Below are 20100 nucleotides of genomic sequence, written 5' to 3' on the forward strand. Positions count from 1 at the left end.
CAGATTGATTGACTCCGAATTTATCAGAAAGATGTGGCCAAGACCAGCCTGATTTACGTAAATGATAAATTTCTACTTTATCTTTGTAACTTAATTTCATAAGAAAAGCACCCCATTCGTTAGATTGTTTGTCTAACTTTTGGGGTGCAGTTCAGTGAGTGAAGGCTTTTTCGTTATACATAGGAAAGAACATACCTTTTCTTCGAGCTTGGGGGAAAATTTTGTTATAATGAAGAGGACAATGCATTAAAAGGAAAGAAAGATGACGAAATTAGCGACGATTTGTTATATTGATAATGGTAGGGAATTGTTATTGCTTCACCGTAATAAAAAGCCTAATGATGTTCATGAGGGAAAGTGGATATCAGTTGGCGGAAAGTTAGAAGCAGGGGAGACGCCTGATGAGTGCGCTCGTCGTGAAATTCTTGAGGAGACGCACTTGACGGTGACGGAGATGGATTTTAAGGGGATTATCACTTTTCCAGATTTCACGCCTGGGCATGATTGGTACACTTATGTTTTTAAAGTGACTGGTTTTGAGGGAGAGCTTATCTCTGATGAGGAGTCTCGTGAGGGGACGCTAGCTTGGATTCCTTATGACAAGGTGCTTACCATGCCGACTTGGGAGGGGGATTATGAGATTTTTAAGTGGATTTTAGAGGATGTTCCCTTTTTCTCAGCGAAGTTTCGCTATGATAGTCAGCAAAAGCTCATCGAAAAAAATGTTACCTTTTATGATAGAAAAACAAACTAAGGAGATTTGTCAATGAAGCAACATTCAGATAAACGCTTTTCGGATACATGGTTTTTTAAGTGGATTTTGAACAATCAAGCCGTGACGGCTGTTCTTATCACGCTTTTGGTCGGTTTGACAGGTTTGGTCTTGGTCAAGCTATCTCCGCTCTTTGCACCTGTTTTAGACTTTGTCAGCATTATCATGCTGCCGCTTGTCATCTCAGCTCTTCTTTACTATCTCTTAAAGCCGTTAGTTGATTGGCTTGAGAAAAAAGGGGTTGGGCGGACGCTCGCTATTTTCCTAGTTTTTGCTGGCATAGCTGCGCTCCTTGTCTGGGCTGGTGCCAATGTCATTCCTATGATTACTCGTCAGCTAACGACCTTTATTGATGATTTACCAGCTTATATCCAAACGGTCAATAAAGAAATCAATCAGTTTTTAGACCATCCATTCTTGAAGAATTATCAAGGGCAATTGCAAGACACGCTTAGCAATATCAGCACTAAGGCAGTGGATTATGCTGAAAGCATTTCTAAAAATGCGCTGTCTTGGGCGAGCAATTTTGCTAGCACCTTTGCGAGAGTGACAGTAGCGGTCATCATTGCACCGTTTATTCTCTTTTATTTGCTACGTGATGGACACACCATGAAAGGTGGCATTTTAAAAGTCTTGCCAACACGTACACGTACCTCCATTTCACGTATCCTAAGCGATGTCAATACACAACTAGCTGGCTATGTGCAAGGACAAGTCATGGTTGCCATTGTCGTTGGTATCATGTTTGGTGTCATGTATAGTATTGTTGGTCTTCGCTACGGTGTGACCTTAGGGATTATCGCAGGTATCTTAAATATGGTGCCTTATCTGGGGAGTTTTCTAGCGCAGGTCCCTGTCTTTATCCTTGCCATTGTAGCAGGTCCAATCATGGTGGTCAAGGTTGCCATTGTCTTTGTTATTGAGCAGACCATCGAGGGACGTTTTGTGTCACCGCTTGTTTTGGGAACTAAGCTCAATATCCATCCGATAACCATTATGTTGATTTTATTGACAGCAGGTTCGATGTTTGGCATTTGGGGTGTCTTTTTAGGCATACCTGTCTACGCTTCTGTCAAAGTTATTGTCAAAGAATTATTTGACTGGTACAAGAGTATCAGTGGCTTGTATGAGGAAGAAAATCAAATCGAGGAAGGAAGTGATAGCACTCATGCAAAATAGTGAAAAAATGATTGCAGCACTCAGCAATCAAGACTTAACACATGCCAATAAATATTTTGAGCGAGCGCTCAAAGAAGATGACGACGAGATGTTGTTAGACCTTGGAGCTTACCTAGAGAGTATCGGTTTTTTGCCACAAGCAAAGCAAATTTACCTTAAACTTCGTGAACGTTTCCCAGAGGTCAATGTCAACTTAGCGCAGATTGCAGCAGAGGATGATGACCTGACAGAAGCTTTTTTGTACCTTGACGCTATCGATGAGACCAGTCCAGACTATGTGTCTGCACTTCTTGTCATGGCTGACCTCTATGATATGGAGGGATTGACGGATGTGGCTCGTGAGAAATTGCTTCTAGCGGCAGACATCAGTCCAGACCCGCTTGTACTCTTTGGTTTGGCGGAGCTTGATTTAGACCTTGGGCATTTTAAGGAAGCGATTGATTACTACGCACAACTGGATAATCGTGAGATTTTAGAGTTGACGGGTATCTCTACCTATCAGCGTATCGGACATGCTTACGCTGCACTTGGTAAGTTTGAGGCTGCCGTTGAGTTTTTAGAGAAGGCTATTGAGATTGAGTATGATGACCAGACGGTCTTTGAGTTGGCTGTTATTCTCTATGATATGGAGGAATATCAAAAAGCCAATCTCTACTTTAAGCAGCTTGAGACTATGAATCCAGACTTTGACGGCTATGAGTACGTCTATGCGCTTTCTTTGCAAAAAGAAAATCAAGGCAGCGAGGCGCTACGTGTCGTACAGCAAGGGCTGTCTAAGAATAGTTTTGATAGCAATCTTTTGCTCTTAGCGTCACAACTGTCCTACGAGCAGCACGATAGCCGCTCAGCAGAGAGCTATTTGCTAGAGGCTAAGCAGGTGTCAGATGACACTGAGGAAGTGCTCATGCGATTGAGCAATCTCTATCTTGAGGAAGAGCGCTACGAAGATGTAGTGGCGCTGGATGATGAAGCCATTGACCATGTCTTGACCAAATGGAATATAGCAAAGGCTTATCGCCAGCTAGAGGACGAGGACAAAGCCTACGAGGCTTACCATGATTTGGAGGCTGACCTGTATGACAATCCAGAGTTTCTGCAGGACTATGCTTATCTCCTCTATGAGTATGGCTACCGCAAGCAGGCGCAGAAAATAGCAGAGCACTATCTCACACTCGTTCCTGATGACATGGCTATGGCTGATTTCTTGGAAAATCTCCGTCTTGATTAGGTAAAAAAATTCACAAACTTTTTTGACAAACTTAGCTATATTCTATGTTATAATGAAGATAAGTTTGTGAAATTATCTAGAAAGATGATTTTTAGCGCTTATCAAGTAAGGAGAAGTATGGTATGACAGAAGCTAAAAAACAGTATGGTGCGGATTTAATTGTTGATAGTCTCATCAATCATAACGTTGAGTATGTCTTTGGTATTCCAGGGGCAAAGATTGACCGTGTCTTTGACACTTTAGAGGACAAGGGACCAAAGCTTATCGTGGCACGTCATGAGCAAAATGCAGCCTTTATGGCACAGGGGATTGGACGTATCACAGGGGATCCAGGTGTTGTGATTACAACAAGTGGACCAGGGGTATCAAACCTTGCGACAGGGCTTGTGACAGCGACAGATGAGGGCGACCCAATCCTTGCTATCAGCGGTCAGGTCAAGCGTGGGGATTTGCATAAGCGTGCCCACCAGTCTATGAACAATGTCGCTATGCTAGAGCCTATCACTAAGTATGCAGCAGAGGTTCACGACCCCAACACTTTGTCAGAGACCATTGCCAACGCTTATCGTCAAGCAAAATCTGGAAAACCAGGCGCTAGCTTCCTCTCCATTCCACAGGATGTGACAGATAGCACCGTTTCTGTCAAGGCGATTAAGCCACTGACAGACCCTAAGCTTGGCTCGGCATCGGTAGCTGACATCAACTACCTAGCGCAAGCCATTCGCAATGCTGTTTTACCAGTCTTTCTTCTGGGAAATGGTGCGTCGACAGAGAGAGTAACCGCAGCTATTCGCTGTTTGTTAGAAGCGGTGAAATTGCCTGTCGTTGAAACCTTCCAAGGCGCTGGTATCGTGTCTCGTGATTTGGAGGAAGATACTTTCTTTGGTCGTGTTGGTCTCTTTCGCAATCAGCCTGGAGACATGCTCTTAAAACGAGCTGACCTTGTTATCGCTATTGGTTACGACCCGATTGAATACGAGGCACGCAACTGGAATGCGGAGATTTCTGCTCGTATTATCGTTATTGACGTGGCTAAGGCGGAGATTGATACGTATTTCCAACCAGAGCGTGAGCTGATTGGTGATATTGCAGATACTTTGGATTTATTATTGCCAGCTATCAAGGGTTATGAGCTCAATCAGGGGTCTCGCAATTACCTTCGAGGTCTGCGTGAAAATGTGGTCGAGGACGTCAAGTTTGACCGCAATGCAACTAAGAATGGCTTGGTGCACCCGCTTGATGTCATTGACAGTTTGCAGGCGCATGTCACAGACGAGATGACAGTGACCGTGGATGTCGGTAGTCACTACATCTGGATGGCACGCTATTTCAAGTCCTACGAAGCTCGTCATTTGCTCTTTTCAAACGGTATGCAAACGCTAGGTGTGGCTTTGCCTTGGGCGATTGCCGCAGCGCTTGTTCGCCCAAATGAGACAATTGTCTCTATCTCTGGAGACGGTGGCTTTCTCTTTTCAGGGCAAGAGCTTGAGACGGCTGTGCGCTTGAAGTTGCCGATTGTGCACATCATCTGGAACGATGGCAAGTACAATATGGTCGAATTCCAAGAAGAGATGAAGTACGGACGCTCATCAGGCGTTGACTTTGGACCAGTTGACTTTGTCAAATACGCTGAAAGCTTTGGTGCTAAAGGCTTTCGAGCTAACAGCAAAGAAAGCTTTGAAGAGCTTTTACAAGAAGCGCTTACTGAAGCGCAGAATGGTCCAGTCTTGATTGATGTGCCGATTGACTATAAAGACAATATTAGCTTGGGTGAGACCATTTTACCAGATGAATTTTACTAAAAGAGGAAATTATGTCAGAAGCGATTAAACTTTTTCAATACAATACGCTCAGTGCTTTGATGGCAGGGCTTTACGGTGGGACTTTGACTATCGGTGAGTTGCTAGAGCACGGTGATTTGGGGATTGGGACACTGGATTCTATTGACGGTGAGTTGATTGTGCTAGATGGCAAGGCTTATCAGGCAAAAGGCTCAGATGGTCGTGTAGAGGTCGTTGAAGTGTCTGAGGATGTCAAGGTTCCCTACGCCGCTGTCGTCCCTCATGAAGCCGAGGTGATTTTCAAACAACGCTTTGAGATGTCTGATAAAGAGTTGGAAAAGCGCATTGAGTCTTATTATGACGGGGTCAATCTCTTTCGTTCTATTAAAATCACAGGGCATTTTGCACGCATGCATGTGCGCATGATTCCAAAGTCTACCTCTGACCGTAAGTTTGCAGAGGTGGCAACACATCAGCCAGAGTACACGCAGGACAATGTCTATGGAACGATTGTCGGTATTTGGACGCCAGAGATGTTTCACGGAGTGAGTGTGGCAGGCTACCACTTGCACTTTATCTCAGCTGACCACACGTTTGGTGGGCATGTGATGGACTTTGTTATCTCAGAAGGTATCGTTGAGGTGGGAGCTGTTGACCAGCTTGATCAGCGCTTTCCTGTCCAAGACCGCAAGTATCTCTTTGCCAAGTTCAACATGGACGAGTTAAAAGACGATATTGGTAAGAGTGAATAAAAAATAAGACTGGAATTTCCAGTCTTATTTCTGTATACGCATATTCTCGATTTTGTCTTTGTCTGGTGTGACCCGCAGGGTCTTTTGACCGGTGTAGGTGACAAATCCTGGTTTAGCGCCTGTTGGTTTGTTGAGGCGCTTGGCTTCAATCATATCCACTTGCACGAGGTTTGACAGGCGAGCTTTGGAGTAGTAGGCAGCCAGCTCAGCAGCATCTGTTTTGACTTGGTCGCTAGGGTTGAGATTGTCACGGATAAGGACGTGACTTCCTGGAATGTCCTTAGCGTGAAACCATAGTTCGCCTTTTTTCGCCATTTTAAAGGTCAGCTCGTCATTTTGTAGGTTATTACGCCCTACAAGAAGAATCGTCTTGCCATCCGTTGCCAAATACTGCTCAGGCTTTTGACGCACTTGTCGCTTATCGTGGCTGCGGCGCTTGATAAAGCCTGTCTGAACCAGCTCGTCTCGAATATCAGCGATGGTCGCAAGTGACGCTTGGCTGAGTGCAGTCTCGACACTCTCCAGATAGCTGATGGTGTGCTTAGTCTCCTCAATAATAGTGGCCAGGTGCTTCACCGCTTCTTTTAATTTTTGGTATTTTTTAAAGTAGCGCTGCGCATTTTGGCTAGGCGTCAGTGATTTATCAAGAGCAATGGTGATTTTTTGGTTGGTGTAGTAGTTGTCCAACTCGACACTGTCCTTATCGTTTGGCACCATAGACAGATAAGTTGTCAGCAATTCGCCTTTTTGGCGGAATTCCTCGGCTGAAGCAGTTGCCTTGAGCTCTTTTTCTTGCTTAGCTAGTTTTTTGATATTCTTGTCCAGCTCTGTCTGGACACGGTGAATAAGGTCACTTGCCTGCTGGATGATACGATCACGCTCCGCCTTATCTTTGTAATAATAATCTAATAACTCACCTAGACTATCAAAGCTCTGCTGGCTATCTGAAAAATGCACAGCAGAAAAAGACTTTGTTGTCAGACTAGGCTCAAGAGACTTTTCAAAGAAAGTGCGAAAGGCTTTTAGGGTTTCTTGCTCTGAAGCTGTTAGGAGCTTTGCTAGCTCATTTGCTGTATCTCGCCCCAAACCTTGAAAGGACATCTGAATGTTTTTTGGCGTCAGCTCTTGCGTTTTTAATATCTCAAACAAAGCTTCATCCGAGATGTCAAAAGGATTTTTAGCGTCGGTCTTGGGCGGTGTGATATAACTTGCACCAGGTAAAATGGTGCGGTAGCTATTTTGTGAAAAGCCGACATGCTTGATAGATTCGATAATCTTGCCCTCGTTTTTATCGACTAAGAGGATGTTGCTATGCTTGCCCATGATTTCAACGATGAGCGTCACTTGGATGTCGTCCCCGATTTCATTTTTATTGGAGACTGTCATCTCAAGGATACGGTCGTTTTCGATTTGCCTAATATCCTCAATGACCGCCCCTTGCAGATACTTACGCATAATCATGGTAAAAGTGTTTGGCTGCTTTGGATTTTGAAAGTCGTTTTTAGTGACTTGGATGCGCCCAAAAACAGGATGAGCAGATAGGAGCAGCTTGTAATTTTGGCGATTGTTGCGAATGGTTAGTACCATCTCACGCTCAAAAGGCTGATTGACCTTTTGGATACGCCCATAAAGGATTTGCTCTTTTAGTTCTTCTGTTAAATAATGTAGGAAAAAGCCATCAAAAGACATAATGATTTCAGAAAAAACGCTGTTTTTCTGTTTCCTCCCTCTAAACTTACTTGTATTCTATTATAACATAGGACTATCTAAAGATTCGCTTAAAAAAATGCTTGAAATTTTCAGAATATAGTGTATAATTAAGAGTATAGTATATTTCAGTTTAGAAAAGGAGGCTAGCATGACAAGAACAATCTTAAAAGCATGGCAAAGCTGGCGTAGATGAGGTTGTATTTATGGTAAGCATAGATACGCCTTTTGTGTACTTCAAAAACGTATCTATGCGCTAGTCTTATTATCAGTATAGCGCATGGTAGTAGTCTATCAGGCGCTTTTTGTTTTTTGAAGTTTACGATGAAGAAATAGTAGTTATTAGGAGGCAAAACATGAAAAATAAAGCGTTAATCGCAACGTTAATCGGTTTAGTGGTCTTGGTTTGTGGCTCGCTCATTTATGACGCGACAAGTAACCAAGCAAGCAGTAAAAATAAGGTCGTCAAGGTCGGTATCTTGCAGTATGTGACCCATGATGCACTGGATGAGATTGAGCGTGGGATTGTAGACGGCTTGAAAGACGCAGGTTATTCTGGTGACAATATTAAACTTACTGTGCTTAATGCCGAAGGCGACCAAAGTAAGATTCAAACCATGAGTAAGCAGTTAGTCGCTGCTAAAAATGACGTGGTCATTGGTATTGCGACACCAGCAGCTCAAGGCTTAGCGTCAGCGACCAAGGATATCCCAGTTGTCATGGGAGCTATCTCAGACCCAGTTGGTGCAAAGCTGGTCAAAAATCTCAAAAAACCAGAGGGCAATGTGACAGGTGTCTCTAACCAAGTTCCTATCAAGCAAACAGTGGAGCTTATCCAAGAGGTGACACCATCTGCCAAAACCATCGGTGTACTCTACGCTAGTAGCGAGGACAATTCCGTCTCACAAGTCGCACAGTTTAAAAAGTACGCTCAAAAAGCAGGCTTAAGCGTCAAAGAATACGCAGTACCGACAACCAATGAAATCAAAACCACCATGTCTGTCATGATTGGACAAGTCGATGCAGTCTTTGTCCCACAAGACAATACCATCGCAAGTGCTTTCACGACCGTTGTCAATGAAGCAAATAGCGCTAAAATCCCAGTCTACTCAAGTGTCGATACCATGGTCAAGCAAGGCAGTATCGGCTCTATCGCACAAAGTCAGTACGGTCTTGGAACAGAGACAGCTAAGGTTGCGGTTAAGCTATTAGCAGGTCAAAAAGTAGCAGATGTTCCTGTTAAGGTTGTCGACACAGGGACAGCAACGCTGAACTTGAAGGCAGCTAAGTTGCTAGATATTACCATCTCTGATGAGCTGCTCAAAAAAGCAGATATTGCGGTTAAAGAATAAGGATTAGAAAGAGAAGATTATGATTATTTCATCTGTATCACAGGGCTTGCTCTGGGGAGTGTTGGGGTTAGGGATTTATCTGACCTTTAGGATTTTAAATTTTCCAGATATGACGACAGAAGGTTCTTTTCCGCTTGGAGGAGCGGTTACAGTGACTCTTATCAATAGCAATGTCAATCCTTTATTGGCAACGCTAGCGGGCATGATTGCAGGAATGCTTGCTGGTCTGGTCACAGGACTCCTCTACACCAAGGGCAAGATTCCAACGCTTCTAGCTGGGATTCTAGTCATGACCTCATGTAACTCAGTCATGCTCATGGTCATGGGACGAGCAAACTTGGGGCTGTCTGACCACAAGACACTGCAAGATTATCTGCCATTTAGCGACGATGTCAATTTGTTGGTTTTGGGGCTGCTTGCGGTTGTGCTGGTTATTAGTTGTGTGCTCTACTTTCTCTACACACGCTTGGGGCAAGCCTACATCGCAACGGGAGATAATCCAGAGATGGCAAAGAGTTTTGGTATCAACACCGACCGCATGGAGGTTATGGGACTTGTCGTCTCAAACGGCTTGATTGCATTATCAGGTGCTCTTGTCAGCCAGCAAGACGGCTATGCGGACGTGTCTAAAGGGATTGGTGTCATCGTTATCGGGCTTGCTAGCATTATCATTGGTGAGGTGCTCTACTCGACTAGCTTGACGCTTCTTGAGCGTTTGATTGCTATTGTGATTGGCTCTATCTTATATCAATTTTTAATCACAGCAGTTATCGCCCTAGGTTTTAATACCAATTACCTCAAGTTGTTCAGCGCCATTGTGCTTGCTATTTGCCTCATGGTGCCAGTACTCAAGCAAAAGATTTTTAAAGGGATGAGGTTGTCAAGATGAAAACAATTGTCGAGTTAAAAGATGCAACTGTCCAAGTCAATAACGGCTTTGATGAGGTCAAGACCATTCTTGATCATGTCAATCTAACCATTTATGAGCACGATTTCATTACCATCTTAGGGGGAAATGGTGCTGGAAAATCAACCTTGTTCAATGTCATTGCAGGCACACTCATGCTAACAAGCGGTAGCATTTCCATTCTCGGAGAAGACGTGACGCACTTGCCTGCGCAAAAACGTGCTAACTATCTTGCTCGTGTCTTTCAAGATCCTAAGATAGGAACAGCGCCGCGAATGACTGTCGCTGAAAATCTCCTCATTGCCAAATTCCGTGGGCAAAAACGTGGTTTTGTGCCACGTCGTATCCATCACTATCAAGAAGAGTTTGAGCAATTAGTGCAAAAAACAGGCAATGGCTTAGAAAAGCATTTGGAGACGCCGACAGGGCTTCTATCAGGTGGTCAACGTCAGGCGCTTAGCCTTTTGATGGCGACTTTGCAGCGTCCTGAGCTCTTACTCCTTGATGAGCATACGGCGGCGCTTGACCCTAAAACCAGCGTGTCATTGATGAACTTGACCGATGAGTTTGTGTCTGGGGATAAGCTGACAGCGCTCATGATTACCCACCACATGGAGGACGCTCTCAAGTACGGTAATCGTGTCCTCGTCATGAAAGACGGCAAAATCGTCTCTGACCTAAATCAAGCACAAAAACAAGAAATGACCATCACAGACTATTACCAGTTGTTTGACTAAGATTATGAAAAGACTAGTGAAAACTAGTCTTTTTTAGCGTTTTACAGCCCTTAAGAGAAAGTTTTGTTAAATTATGGTATAATAGAAGAGCTATAAATCGACTTGCTAAGGGCAAGGACCGTATGTAAATGAAAACAATTAAGGAGTAAAAACAAATGGAAGATATCAAAATCATGGCACTGGGAGGTGTTCGTGAAAATGGTAAAAATCTATACATCGTAGAAGTCAACGACTCAATTTTTGTCCTCGACGCTGGGCTGAAATACCCAGAAAATGAACAGCTCGGTGTGGATGTGGTCATTCCCAACTTGGAGTATCTGATTGAGAACAAAAAGCGTGTGCAGGGGATCTTTTTAACCCACGGGCATGCCGACGCTATTGGTGCTTTGCCTTACATCATCTCAGAAGTGCGTGCACCTGTGTTTGGCTCACCTTTGACTATAGAATTGGCAAAACTTTTTGTTAAAAACAACAGCTCTGTTAAAAAGTTCAATAATTTCCACGTGATTGACAGTGAAACCGAGATTGAGTTTCAAGACGCTGTGATCTCTTTCTTTAAGACCACACACTCTATCCCAGAAAGTATGGGGATTGTCGTGGGGACAAAAGAGGGCAACATCGTCTACACAGGCGATTTCAAGTTTGACCAAGCGGCTAGAAAATATTACCAAACAGACCTTGGACGTCTAGCTGAGATTGGACGTGAAGGTGTCTTAGCTCTTCTTTCAGACTCGGCAAATGCTAGCAGCACCGAGCAGACTGCGAGTGAGTTTGAAGTAGGAGATGAGATTGATAATGTCATCGGAAGCGCTGAAGGACGTGTCATTGTAGCAGCGGTAGCCAGCAACTTGGTGCGTATTCAGCAGGTTTTTGATGCGGCAGCAGAGTACGGACGTAAGGTGGTCTTGACTGGATTTGACGTAGAAAATATCGTCCGCACAGCCATTCGCATGAAAAAAATCCATCTGGAGGATAGCCAACTCCTCATCAAACCCAAAGATATGAGCCGTTTTGCAGACAATGAGCTGGTTATTCTTGAGACAGGACGTATGGGTGAGCCAATTCACGGGCTTCAAAAGATGGCGATTGGACGCCACCGCTATGTTGAGATTAAAGAGGGCGACCTTGTCTTTATCGTCACAACGCCAAGTATTGCTCAAGAAGCGCTCGTTGCTCGTACAGAAAACTTGATTTACAAGGCAGGCGGGACAGTCAAAGTCATCACGCAAGACTTGCGTGTGTCTGGTCATGCCAACGGACGTGACCTTCAGCTCATGCTTAACCTTCTAAAACCACAATATCTCTTCCCTATCCAAGGGGAGTATCGTGATTTGGCGGCTCACGCTAGTCTGGCTCAGGAAGTGGGGATGTTTCCAGAAAACATCTATATCGTCAAACGTGGGGACGTCATGGTGCTTCATGAAGACGGCTTTGTCCACGAGGGGGGGATCGCTGCTAGTGATGTGATGATTGATGGAAATGCTATCGGTGACGTTGGTAATATCGTTTTACGTGACCGCAAGGTGCTCTCAGAGGACGGTATCTTTATCGTTGCCATCACGGTCAATAAAAAAGAAAAGAAAATCGTCTCTAAAGCTAAAGTGCACACACGTGGTTTTGTCTACGTTAAAAAGAGCCGTGACATTTTACGTGAAGGGGCTGAGGTGGTCAATGCCAGCGTTGAAAATTACTTGGCGCAGGACACCTTTGACTGGGGTGAGCTAAAGAGTGCGGTGCGTGATGACATCAGCAAGTTTCTCTTTGAGCAAACTAAACGTCGCCCAGCTATTCTTCCTGTTGTCATGGAAGTGCGTTAAGGAGGCAAGATTATGGCATTTTTAAAGATTGAATACCATTCAAAGGCGCTTGCAATGGAGCGCTGGGTCAATGTCATTTACCCAGATGGTTTTGATATTGACGAGTCAGAGGTGGATGATACAGATATTCCTGTTTTGTATCTGCTCCATGGCATGGGTGGCAATGAAAACTCATGGCAAAAACGAACAGACATCGAGCGGCTTTTGCGCCACACCAATCTGATTGTGGTTATGCCCTCGACAGACCTTGCTTGGTACACCAATACCAAGTATCAAATGGCTTACTATGATGCGATTGCACTTGAGTTGCCACAAGTTTTGCAGCGCTTTTTCCCAAATATGACCACAAAGCGTGAGAAAACCTTTATTGCAGGGCTTTCTATGGGTGGCTACGGCGCTTACAAGATTGCCATGAAAACCAATCGTTTCTCTCATGCCGCTTCTTTTTCTGGTGCTTTAGGCTATTCTTACGATATGCTGGCTTTAGCGCTCAATGATACCAATACTACACCAGCTTACTGGGAAGGGATTTTTGGAGAGCTGATGCCTGAAAACTTTGAACAGCATAGTTTATCCACTATGGCGGAAGCTTCTGATAAGAAAACCAAGTATTACGCTTGGTGTGGGTATGAGGATTTCCTCTTTGAACTCAATGAAAGAGCGGTCAAAGGCTTTACAGAGCTTGGCTTAGACATTGAGTACCATAAAGACCACGGCAAGCACGAGTGGTATTATTGGAACAAGCAATTGGAAAAACTCTTTGAGTGGCTACCGATTGACTATAAAAAAGAAGAACGCTTGTCTTAAAAAAGTCATAAATGTCTCGCTTGGTCGTGTGGTTTGTAATGTTTTGCTTTTGTCTTGTCACAAAAGTTTGTTATAATGAGGGTCAAGATTTTATGAAAATAGATTGTGAGATTTTGTATGACATCCATTTTTAGAATGTTATTTGCCATTCCACGAGCTATTGTACGGCTTGTTTGGCGCTTGTTTTGGGGAATTGTCAAGACAGCTTTTGTGCTTGGTGTGATTCTATTTGCAATCAATTTTTACGCCGAACACAGTAATTCTGCTCTTGCCCAATCTATCTTTCAGATAAGAGAGACCGTATCCAATTTTTTTAGTTCAACGTCAGCATCTGAACTCAAACAAACGCTCTCTCATCTCTCAACAGATGATTTTGTGACCTATGACGGTGCACGCTGGACGCATCCAAAAGCAACAGTTTACATCGCCTCAACCGACGCTACCTTAGTGGCAGCCTACCAAGAAGCTCTAGCAAATTGGAATGCCACAGGAAGCTTCACCTTCACACAAGTGACGAATAAAAGTGACGCTCAAATCATTTTGACCGATGAGTCAGACAGCAGCAGTCAAGCAGCAGGGCTCGCAGAGCTCAAAACCAATAGCTTGACCAACCATATCACGCATGTTGACGTAAAACTCAATCGTTATTATCTTTTAGACAATGACTTTGGCTACACTTATGAGCGCATTGTCAATACAGCTGAGCATGAGCTGGGGCACGCCATTGGTCTATCCCACGATGACAACGAAGACTCTGTCATGCAGTCATCTGGTTCTTACTATGGCATCCAGCAAGTGGACATAGCAGCTGTCAATAAACTCTATCAAGAAAACTAGTTTTATTGGATATCTTTTCAAGCAGGCTTTGCCTGCTTTTTAGCTGTAAATACTAGCATGAAAATGCTGTCATACAGGCTAAAAAATGGTATAATAGAATCATTAGAGGCTTTTGATGAATCGTCAAAGCGCAGTTAATGATTAGAATTAGGAGTAGCTATGGAAGAACTTAAAAAAATTGCTGGTGTTACAGCAGCGCAGTATGTCAAAGATGGTATGACAGTAGGTCTAGGCACAGGCTCAACCGCTTATTATTTCGTTGAGGAAATCGGACGTCGTGTCCAAGAAGAAGGGCTCAAAGTGGTTGGTGTCACAACCTCTAACCGCACGACAGCGCAGGCAGAGAGTCTTGGTATTCCGCTGAAATCAGTAGATGAGATTGACAGTATCGACGTGACGGTTGACGGCGCTGATGAGGTGGATCCAGACTTCAACGGTATCAAAGGGGGCGGTGGCGCTCTTCTCATGGAAAAAATCGTTGCCACACCGACCAAAGAATACATCTGGGTGGTTGATGAGAGCAAGGTTGTTAAACACCTTGGCGCTTTCAAGTTGCCTGTTGAGGTGGTTCAGTACGGTGCAGAGCGTCTTTTACGTGTCTTTGCTGAAAAAGGCTACAAGCCAGCCTTTCGTGAGCAGGACGGTCAGCGCTTTGTGACAGATATGGGCAATTTCATCATTGACTTTGACCTCGGCAAAATCGATGACCCTGTAGCTTTTGCTAGCATGCTGGACACGACTGTTGGTGTTGTTGAACACGGTTTATTTAACGGTATGGTCAATAAAGTGATTGTCGCTGGAAAAGACGGCGTCACAGTACTAGAAGCATAAAAAGGAGACAATTATGTCAACGTTTGAACGTATTCATCTTGTTGTATTAGATTCTGTTGGGATTGGGGCAAGCCCTGATGCCAATAACTTTGCCAACGCTGGTGTTCCTGACGGTGCCTCTGACACCTTGGGACACATCTCAAAAACAGTTGGACTTGATGTGCCACACATGGCTGAGATTGGTCTAGGGAATATCCCACGCCCTCAAGCCCTTCAAACAGTGCCACAAAATGACCAGCCAACAGGCTATGCAACTAAGCTAGAAGAAGTGTCTCTTGGTAAAGACACCATGACTGGTCACTGGGAAATCATGGGGCTCAACATCACAGAGCCGTTTGATACGTTTTGGAATGGTTTTCCAGAAGACATCATTACTAAAATCGAGGCATTTTCTGGACGCAAGGTCATCCGTGAAGCCAACAAACCTTACTCAGGAACTGCTGTTATCGAGGACTTTGGTCCTCGTCAGATGGAAACTGGTGAGTTGATTATCTACACATCTGCTGACCCAGTTCTTCAAATTGCAGCGCACGAGGACATTATCCCGCTAGACGATCTTTACCGTATCTGTGAGTATGCACGCTCTATCACACTTGAGCGCCCAGCGCTTCTAGGACGTATCATTGCTCGCCCTTATGTGGGAGAGCCTGGCAATTTCACTCGTACGGCTAATCGTCATGACTATGCGGTGTCTCCATTTGCACCAACGGTGCTCGATAAGCTCAATGAAGCTGGTATTGACACCTATGCTATCGGAAAGATTAATGATATCTTTAATGGAGCTGGTATCAACCACGACATGGGACACAACAAGTCAAACATGCACGGTGTGGATACCTTGATTAAAACCCTTAACCTTGCTGAGTTTAAGCGTGGTTTCTCCTTTACCAACTTAGTCGATTTTGATGCGCTTTACGGACATCGCCGTGACCCGCATGGCTATCGTGATTGCTTGCATGACTTTGATAAGCGCTTGCCAGAAATTGTCGACAATATGGGTGACAAGGATCTGCTCTTAATCACAGCTGACCATGGTAATGACCCAACTTATGCTGGAACAGACCACACACGTGAATACGTGCCACTCCTTGCTTACAGCAAAGCTTTCAAAGGTAGCGGTGTACTGCCAGTAGGACACTATGCGGACATTTCAGCGACGATTGCAGAAAACTTTGGCGTTGAAAAAGCCATGATTGGAGAATCTTTCTTAGATAAATTGGTATAAAGCATGCAAAGCAGAAAACTCATCGCTTACCTAGGGCTTAGTTTGGACGGCTACATCGCAACGCTTGATGAGCGTGTGGATTGGTTAGAGGCAGTTGAGGGGGAGGGCGACAATGGTTATGGCGACTTTTACGCTGGCATTGACACGGTGCTCATGGGGCGTAAGACCTATGACTGGATTAACCAGCAGATGGCTTACTACCCTTATCCCGACAAGACAAACTATGTCTTTACGAAAAATCCCTTTGAGACGTCTTATGCCACGGTCATCACGGAAAATCCCGAGGATTTTGTCAGGCGCTTAAAAGCGCAGCCTGGTGGTGACATGTGGCTGTGCGGAGGTGGGTGTCTGGTGTCTAGTCTCTTAAATAGCGGACTGATAGACAGACTCCACCTCACCTTTGCCCCTATTATCTTAGGTAAGGGCATCTCTCTTTATCAAAATATACGAAAAGAACAGACACTAAAACTACTTGATAGTCGCCGTCATGGACAGTTTATCGAGCTGATTTATCAAGTCAACAATGAGGAAAATAATGACATTAGTAGAAAAAATCAATGAAACCTGTGACTTCTTGCGCCAAAAAGGCATGACAGCACCTGAGTTTGGGCTGATTTTAGGCTCTGGATTGGGTGAGCTCGCCGAGGAAGTGGAAAATGCTGTCGTGCTAGACTATGTCGACATCCCAAACTGGGGGCGTTCAACTGTTGTTGGACACGCTGGAAAGCTGGTCTACGGTGACCTTGCTGGACGTAAGGTGTTAGCGCTTCAAGGGCGTTTCCATTTTTATGAGGGCAATCCTCTTGAAGTTGTGACTTTCCCTGTGCGTGTCATGAAAGCACTAGGTTGCGAGGGTGTGCTTGTAACCAATGCAGCAGGTGGTATCGGCTTTGGACCAGGGACTCTCATGGCGATTTCAGACCATATCAATATGACTGGGCAAAATCCACTCATCGGTGAAAACTTAGACGACTTTGGTCCACGCTTCCCAGATATGTCCAATGCCTACACAGCAGATTATAGAAAAACAGCCTTTGCCGTTGCTGATAAATTAGGTGTTAAGCTGGACGAGGGCGTTTACATCGGCGTGACAGGACCATGCTATGAGACGCCATCGGAAATCCGTGCTTTCAAGACTCTTGGAGCTGACGCTGTTGGTATGTCAACTGTACCAGAGGTTATCGTAGCAGCGCATTCAGGTCTCAAGGTGCTAGGTATATCAGCCATCACTAATCACGCTGCAGGCTTCCAAAGTGAGCTTAACCATGAGGAAGTTGTGGTTGTGACAGAGCGTATCAAAGAAGACTTCAAGACCTTAGTCAAAGCCATCTTAGCAGAATTGTAAGAGGCTTGTCATGAATATTCACTTTATTATTCATGAGGATTTTGAAGCACCGGGTGCCTACATGGATTGGGCGAGGGAAAAACAGCACCAAGTAAGTGTAACGAGGCTTTACCTAGGCGAGCAGTTGCCAAGCTCTAGCGCTGACTTTGATATGCTGATTGTCATGGGGGGACCGCAAAGCCCTAGCACCACACTAGCAGACTGTCCTTACTTTGATGCGCAAGCTGAAATCCGCTTGATTTCGGATTGTATAGCACAGGACAAGTGGGTTGTCGGTGTCTGTCTTGGAGCGCAGCTTTTGGGCGAAGCCTATGGGGCTAAGACAGAAAAAAGCCCTCAGCAAGAAATCGGTAATTTTCCGATACAACTGACAAAAGAAGGCTTGGAGGATAGGTGCCTACGAGCCTTTCCAGAGGTCATGACAACTGGGCATTGGCATGGGGACATGCCAGGCTTGACGGCTAAGGCGCAGGTGCTTGCGACAAGCGAGGGCTGTCCACGTCAGATCATCAAGTATGCGGATAAGCACTATGCTTTTCAATGCCACCTGGAGTTCTCACAAGAGCTAGTCTCAAGCCTAATCGCTCAAGAGGAAAATCTAGATGAAAAATCGGCGTCTCAGGAGTTTGTGCAAGGGAAAGAAGAACTGCTATCTTATGATTACAGACAGATGAATGCTGTACTCAAGCAGTTCCTAGAGGAGTTGACTGCCAGTGGCTAAATTGCCCTACACTCTTCGCCTCTGTCTTGCTGTGTTGCTCACCAGCTTCTTTGCTGGATTGAGTGGTATTCTCATGCATGAGCTTTTGAATGTCGTTGAGTGGCTGGCTTATGGCAAATCCATGGAAAATTTTCTGACCTTGGTGACGCATACGACACCCATTAGACGCTTGCTTGCTATTTTTGTCATGGGGGTATTGGTCGCTATTTTCTGGTATCACCTGCAGCGTAAACACGCTCTAGTGTCTATCAAAGAGCAGTCTACGAGTAGCAAAGAAAGTAGCCTGCGTCCTCGCTTTTGGCAGCATATTCTGCACACTTTTGTTCAGATTGCCTTTGTCGGAGCGGGTGGTCCTGTCGGAAAAGAAGGAGCGCCACGTGAGTTTGGGGCGCTGAGTGCAGGGCGTGTTGGACATCAATTTGCGCTGACCTTAAAGGACAAGCATTTGCTGATTGTGTGCGGTGCTTCGGCAGGTTTAGCAGCTGTTTATCAAGTGCCTTTGTCTAGCTTTTTCTTTGCCTTTGAGACCTTTGCCTTGACCTTTTCACTGCGAAGCGGTGTTATCGTCCTCTTTACGACTTACGCAGCGACAGCTCTGTCCAACCCCATCGTCACTAGCCATGCTATGTATGATTTGGCAAAGGTGTCATTTTCAAGCAACAATCTGCCAGCGCTGGTTCTTCTTGCGATTCTGATTGCGCCCTTGGCTGGCTATTTTCGCTCTCTAACCCAAAAGGTAAACCATTATCGCAAAAAGGATAAGGCGATTTTGTACACACTTCCTTTAGCGACACTGGTGACAGGGAGTTTTGCGCTCATTTTTCCCTCTATTTTGGGAAATGGAAGCGCCCTAGTGCAGGAAGCTTTTAATGGTATTGACTTTTCAAGAGCAGCAGTCCTATTTGTCATCAAAGCGACTGTGGTCTTGCTTTGTCTTGGAGCAGGAGCTTACGGAGGTACTTTGACGCCCTCTTTCGCCTTGGGTAGTTTATTGGGGTTAATGCTCTTTGAAGTGTCTCACACCTTTTTAGGGATTGCACATCCGGAGCTGTTGATGTTAGCAGGAGCAGCGAGTTTTCTAGCAGTGACCATGAAAGCTCCTCTCACCTCAGCAGGTTTAGCCATTGCCTTTACCAAACAAGACCCAATGTTACTCATTCCCATTTTATTTTGCGTCTTTTTGACCACCACACTACACCAATTTTTAACCAAAGAAAACTAAGGAGTTCTATTTTATGTCTATTCATATCGAAGCTAAAGTCGGTGATATTGCTGATAAGATTTTATTGCCAGGTGATCCTTTGCGTGCCAAGTTTATCGCAGAAAACTTCCTAGAAGATGCTGTCTGCTTTAACAATGTCCGTGGTATGCTTGGCTATACAGGTACCTACAAAGGCGAGCGTGTCAGTGTCATGGGGACAGGGATGGGGATGCCATCTATCTCTATTTATGCCACAGAGTTGATTACCTTTTATGGGGTGAAAAAGCTCATCCGTGTGGGAACAGCAGGTTCGCTTAACAAAGACGTTCATGTGCGTGATTTGGTGCTTGCGCAAGCTGCAGCGACAACCTCAAGCATGATTAAAAACGAGTGGCCTTTGTATGATTTCCCTCAAATCGCTGACTTTGAATTGCTTGACAAGGCTTATCATATCGCAAAAGACCTCGGTATGACTGTTCATACAGGAAGTGTCTTGTCTGTTGACGCTTTTTACTCAGACTTTGCAGACACCAACGTCAAACTAGGTGAAATGGGTGTAAAAGCCGTTGAGATGGAAGCAGCAGCTCTTTACTACCTTGCTGCTAAACACAAAGTGCAAGCGCTAGGTATTATGACCATCTCAGACAGCTTGGTCAATCCAGATGAGGACACGACAGCACAAGAGCGCCAAACAACCTTCACAGATATGATGAGAGTTGGTTTGGAGACCTTGATTTCCGATTAAGTGATGAATAAAAGAGCTGAAAACCTCTGAACTCAAAATTTAATTTCAATGAGATTAAAAGCATGCGCTCGTTATCATTTTGAACAGCTCCCTGTCAAGTAGACAGTGAAATAATAAAATGATTAAGCAACCTGATTCCTGAATTCAAAAGGAGTC

The 20100-nt window shown here is 44.7% G+C and carries 19 protein-coding genes and 1 pseudogene; 18 read left to right on the forward strand and 2 right to left on the reverse strand.

Annotated elements, in window-relative coordinates; all coding sequences use genetic code 11:
* Nucleotides 1-100: pseudogene (locus tag AALA56_RS07945) on the reverse strand (fucose isomerase); the annotation flags it as partial.
* A 162-nt stretch (nt 101-262) separates the two neighbouring features.
* Here AALA56_RS07945 and AALA56_RS07950 point away from each other — a divergent pair.
* The 5 genes from AALA56_RS07950 to budA all read left to right on the forward strand — a co-directional run bounded on the left by AALA56_RS07950 (nt 263) and on the right by budA (nt 5712).
* Nucleotides 263-754, forward strand: coding sequence for an NUDIX hydrolase (locus AALA56_RS07950; protein WP_369909513.1), 492 nt, complete (start codon nt 263-265; stop codon nt 752-754).
* Between the two features lie 12 nt (nt 755-766).
* Complete coding sequence (locus AALA56_RS07955; protein ID WP_115270041.1) at nt 767-1951, forward strand: AI-2E family transporter; 1185 nt, start codon at nt 767-769, stop codon at nt 1949-1951.
* On the forward strand, nt 1941-3179 hold the full coding sequence (locus AALA56_RS07960; protein ID WP_369909514.1) for a tetratricopeptide repeat protein: 1239 nt from the start codon (nt 1941-1943) through the stop codon (nt 3177-3179). The genes AALA56_RS07955 and AALA56_RS07960 overlap by 11 nt, the downstream gene beginning before the upstream one ends.
* A 122-nt stretch (nt 3180-3301) precedes the next feature.
* On the forward strand, nt 3302-4981 hold the full coding sequence (alsS, locus tag AALA56_RS07965) for an acetolactate synthase AlsS (RefSeq protein WP_369909515.1): 1680 nt from the start codon (nt 3302-3304) through the stop codon (nt 4979-4981).
* Nucleotides 4982-4992: 11 nt separating this feature from the next.
* Entirely contained in the window at nt 4993-5712 is a 720-nt protein-coding gene (gene budA, locus AALA56_RS07970; RefSeq protein ID WP_369909516.1) for an acetolactate decarboxylase, read from the forward strand.
* Nucleotides 5713-5736: 24 nt separating this feature from the next.
* Here the strand turns inward: budA and AALA56_RS07975 are convergent, their stop codons facing one another.
* Nucleotides 5737-7401, reverse strand: coding sequence for an Rqc2 family fibronectin-binding protein (locus AALA56_RS07975; protein ID WP_369909517.1), 1665 nt, complete (start codon nt 7399-7401; stop codon nt 5737-5739).
* 374 nt (nt 7402-7775) lie between these two features.
* Here AALA56_RS07975 and trpX point away from each other — a divergent pair, with 374 nt between their 5' ends.
* From trpX to deoD, 13 genes are all read left to right on the forward strand, one after another.
* On the forward strand, nt 7776-8771 hold the full coding sequence (gene trpX, locus AALA56_RS07980; protein WP_369909518.1) for a tryptophan ABC transporter substrate-binding protein: 996 nt from the start codon (nt 7776-7778) through the stop codon (nt 8769-8771).
* 19 nt (nt 8772-8790) lie between these two features.
* A complete protein-coding gene (locus AALA56_RS07985; protein ID WP_369909519.1) occupies nt 8791-9660 on the forward strand; it encodes an ABC transporter permease in 870 nt (289 codons plus the stop codon).
* On the forward strand, nt 9657-10415 hold the full coding sequence (locus tag AALA56_RS07990; RefSeq protein WP_369909520.1) for an ABC transporter ATP-binding protein: 759 nt from the start codon (nt 9657-9659) through the stop codon (nt 10413-10415). Before AALA56_RS07985 ends, AALA56_RS07990 begins: the two co-directional genes overlap by 4 nt.
* 155 nt (nt 10416-10570) lie before the next feature.
* The gene (locus AALA56_RS07995) at nt 10571-12232 is read left to right on the forward strand and encodes a ribonuclease J (RefSeq protein ID WP_369909521.1); all 1662 of its coding nucleotides are present in this window, start codon (nt 10571-10573) and stop codon (nt 12230-12232) included.
* Nucleotides 12233-12244: 12 nt separating this feature from the next.
* Nucleotides 12245-13039, forward strand: coding sequence for an alpha/beta hydrolase (locus tag AALA56_RS08000; protein ID WP_369909522.1), 795 nt, complete (start codon nt 12245-12247; stop codon nt 13037-13039).
* Between the two features lie 117 nt (nt 13040-13156).
* Nucleotides 13157-13876: a matrixin family metalloprotease gene (locus tag AALA56_RS08005; RefSeq protein WP_369909523.1), complete on the forward strand. Its 720-nt coding sequence runs from the start codon at nt 13157-13159 to the stop codon at nt 13874-13876.
* 159 nt (nt 13877-14035) lie between these two features.
* Entirely contained in the window at nt 14036-14707 is a 672-nt protein-coding gene (gene rpiA, locus AALA56_RS08010; RefSeq protein ID WP_369909524.1) for a ribose-5-phosphate isomerase RpiA, read from the forward strand.
* 13 nt (nt 14708-14720) lie between these two features.
* On the forward strand, nt 14721-15932 hold the full coding sequence (locus AALA56_RS08015; RefSeq protein ID WP_369909525.1) for a phosphopentomutase: 1212 nt from the start codon (nt 14721-14723) through the stop codon (nt 15930-15932).
* Between the two features lie 3 nt (nt 15933-15935).
* Entirely contained in the window at nt 15936-16493 is a 558-nt protein-coding gene (locus tag AALA56_RS08020; RefSeq protein WP_369909526.1) for a dihydrofolate reductase family protein, read from the forward strand.
* Entirely contained in the window at nt 16468-17277 is an 810-nt protein-coding gene (locus tag AALA56_RS08025) for a purine-nucleoside phosphorylase (RefSeq protein ID WP_369909527.1), read from the forward strand. The genes AALA56_RS08020 and AALA56_RS08025 overlap by 26 nt, the downstream gene beginning before the upstream one ends.
* 10 nt (nt 17278-17287) lie before the next feature.
* Nucleotides 17288-17998 carry a glutamine amidotransferase-related protein gene (locus AALA56_RS08030; protein WP_369909528.1) on the forward strand — a complete coding sequence of 237 codons (711 nt, stop codon included), beginning with the start codon at nt 17288-17290 and terminating at the stop codon, nt 17996-17998.
* Entirely contained in the window at nt 17991-19220 is a 1230-nt protein-coding gene (locus AALA56_RS08035; RefSeq protein WP_369909529.1) for a chloride channel protein, read from the forward strand. Before AALA56_RS08030 ends, AALA56_RS08035 begins: the two co-directional genes overlap by 8 nt.
* Before the next feature lie 13 nt (nt 19221-19233).
* Nucleotides 19234-19944, forward strand: a complete 711-nt coding sequence (gene deoD, locus AALA56_RS08040; RefSeq protein ID WP_369909530.1) for a purine-nucleoside phosphorylase — start codon at nt 19234-19236, stop codon at nt 19942-19944.
* Nucleotides 19945-20100: the final 156 nt, after the last annotated feature.

Source organism: Streptococcus hyointestinalis, assembly GCF_041225505.1.
Lineage (GTDB): Bacteria > Bacillota > Bacilli > Lactobacillales > Streptococcaceae > Streptococcus > Streptococcus hyointestinalis_B.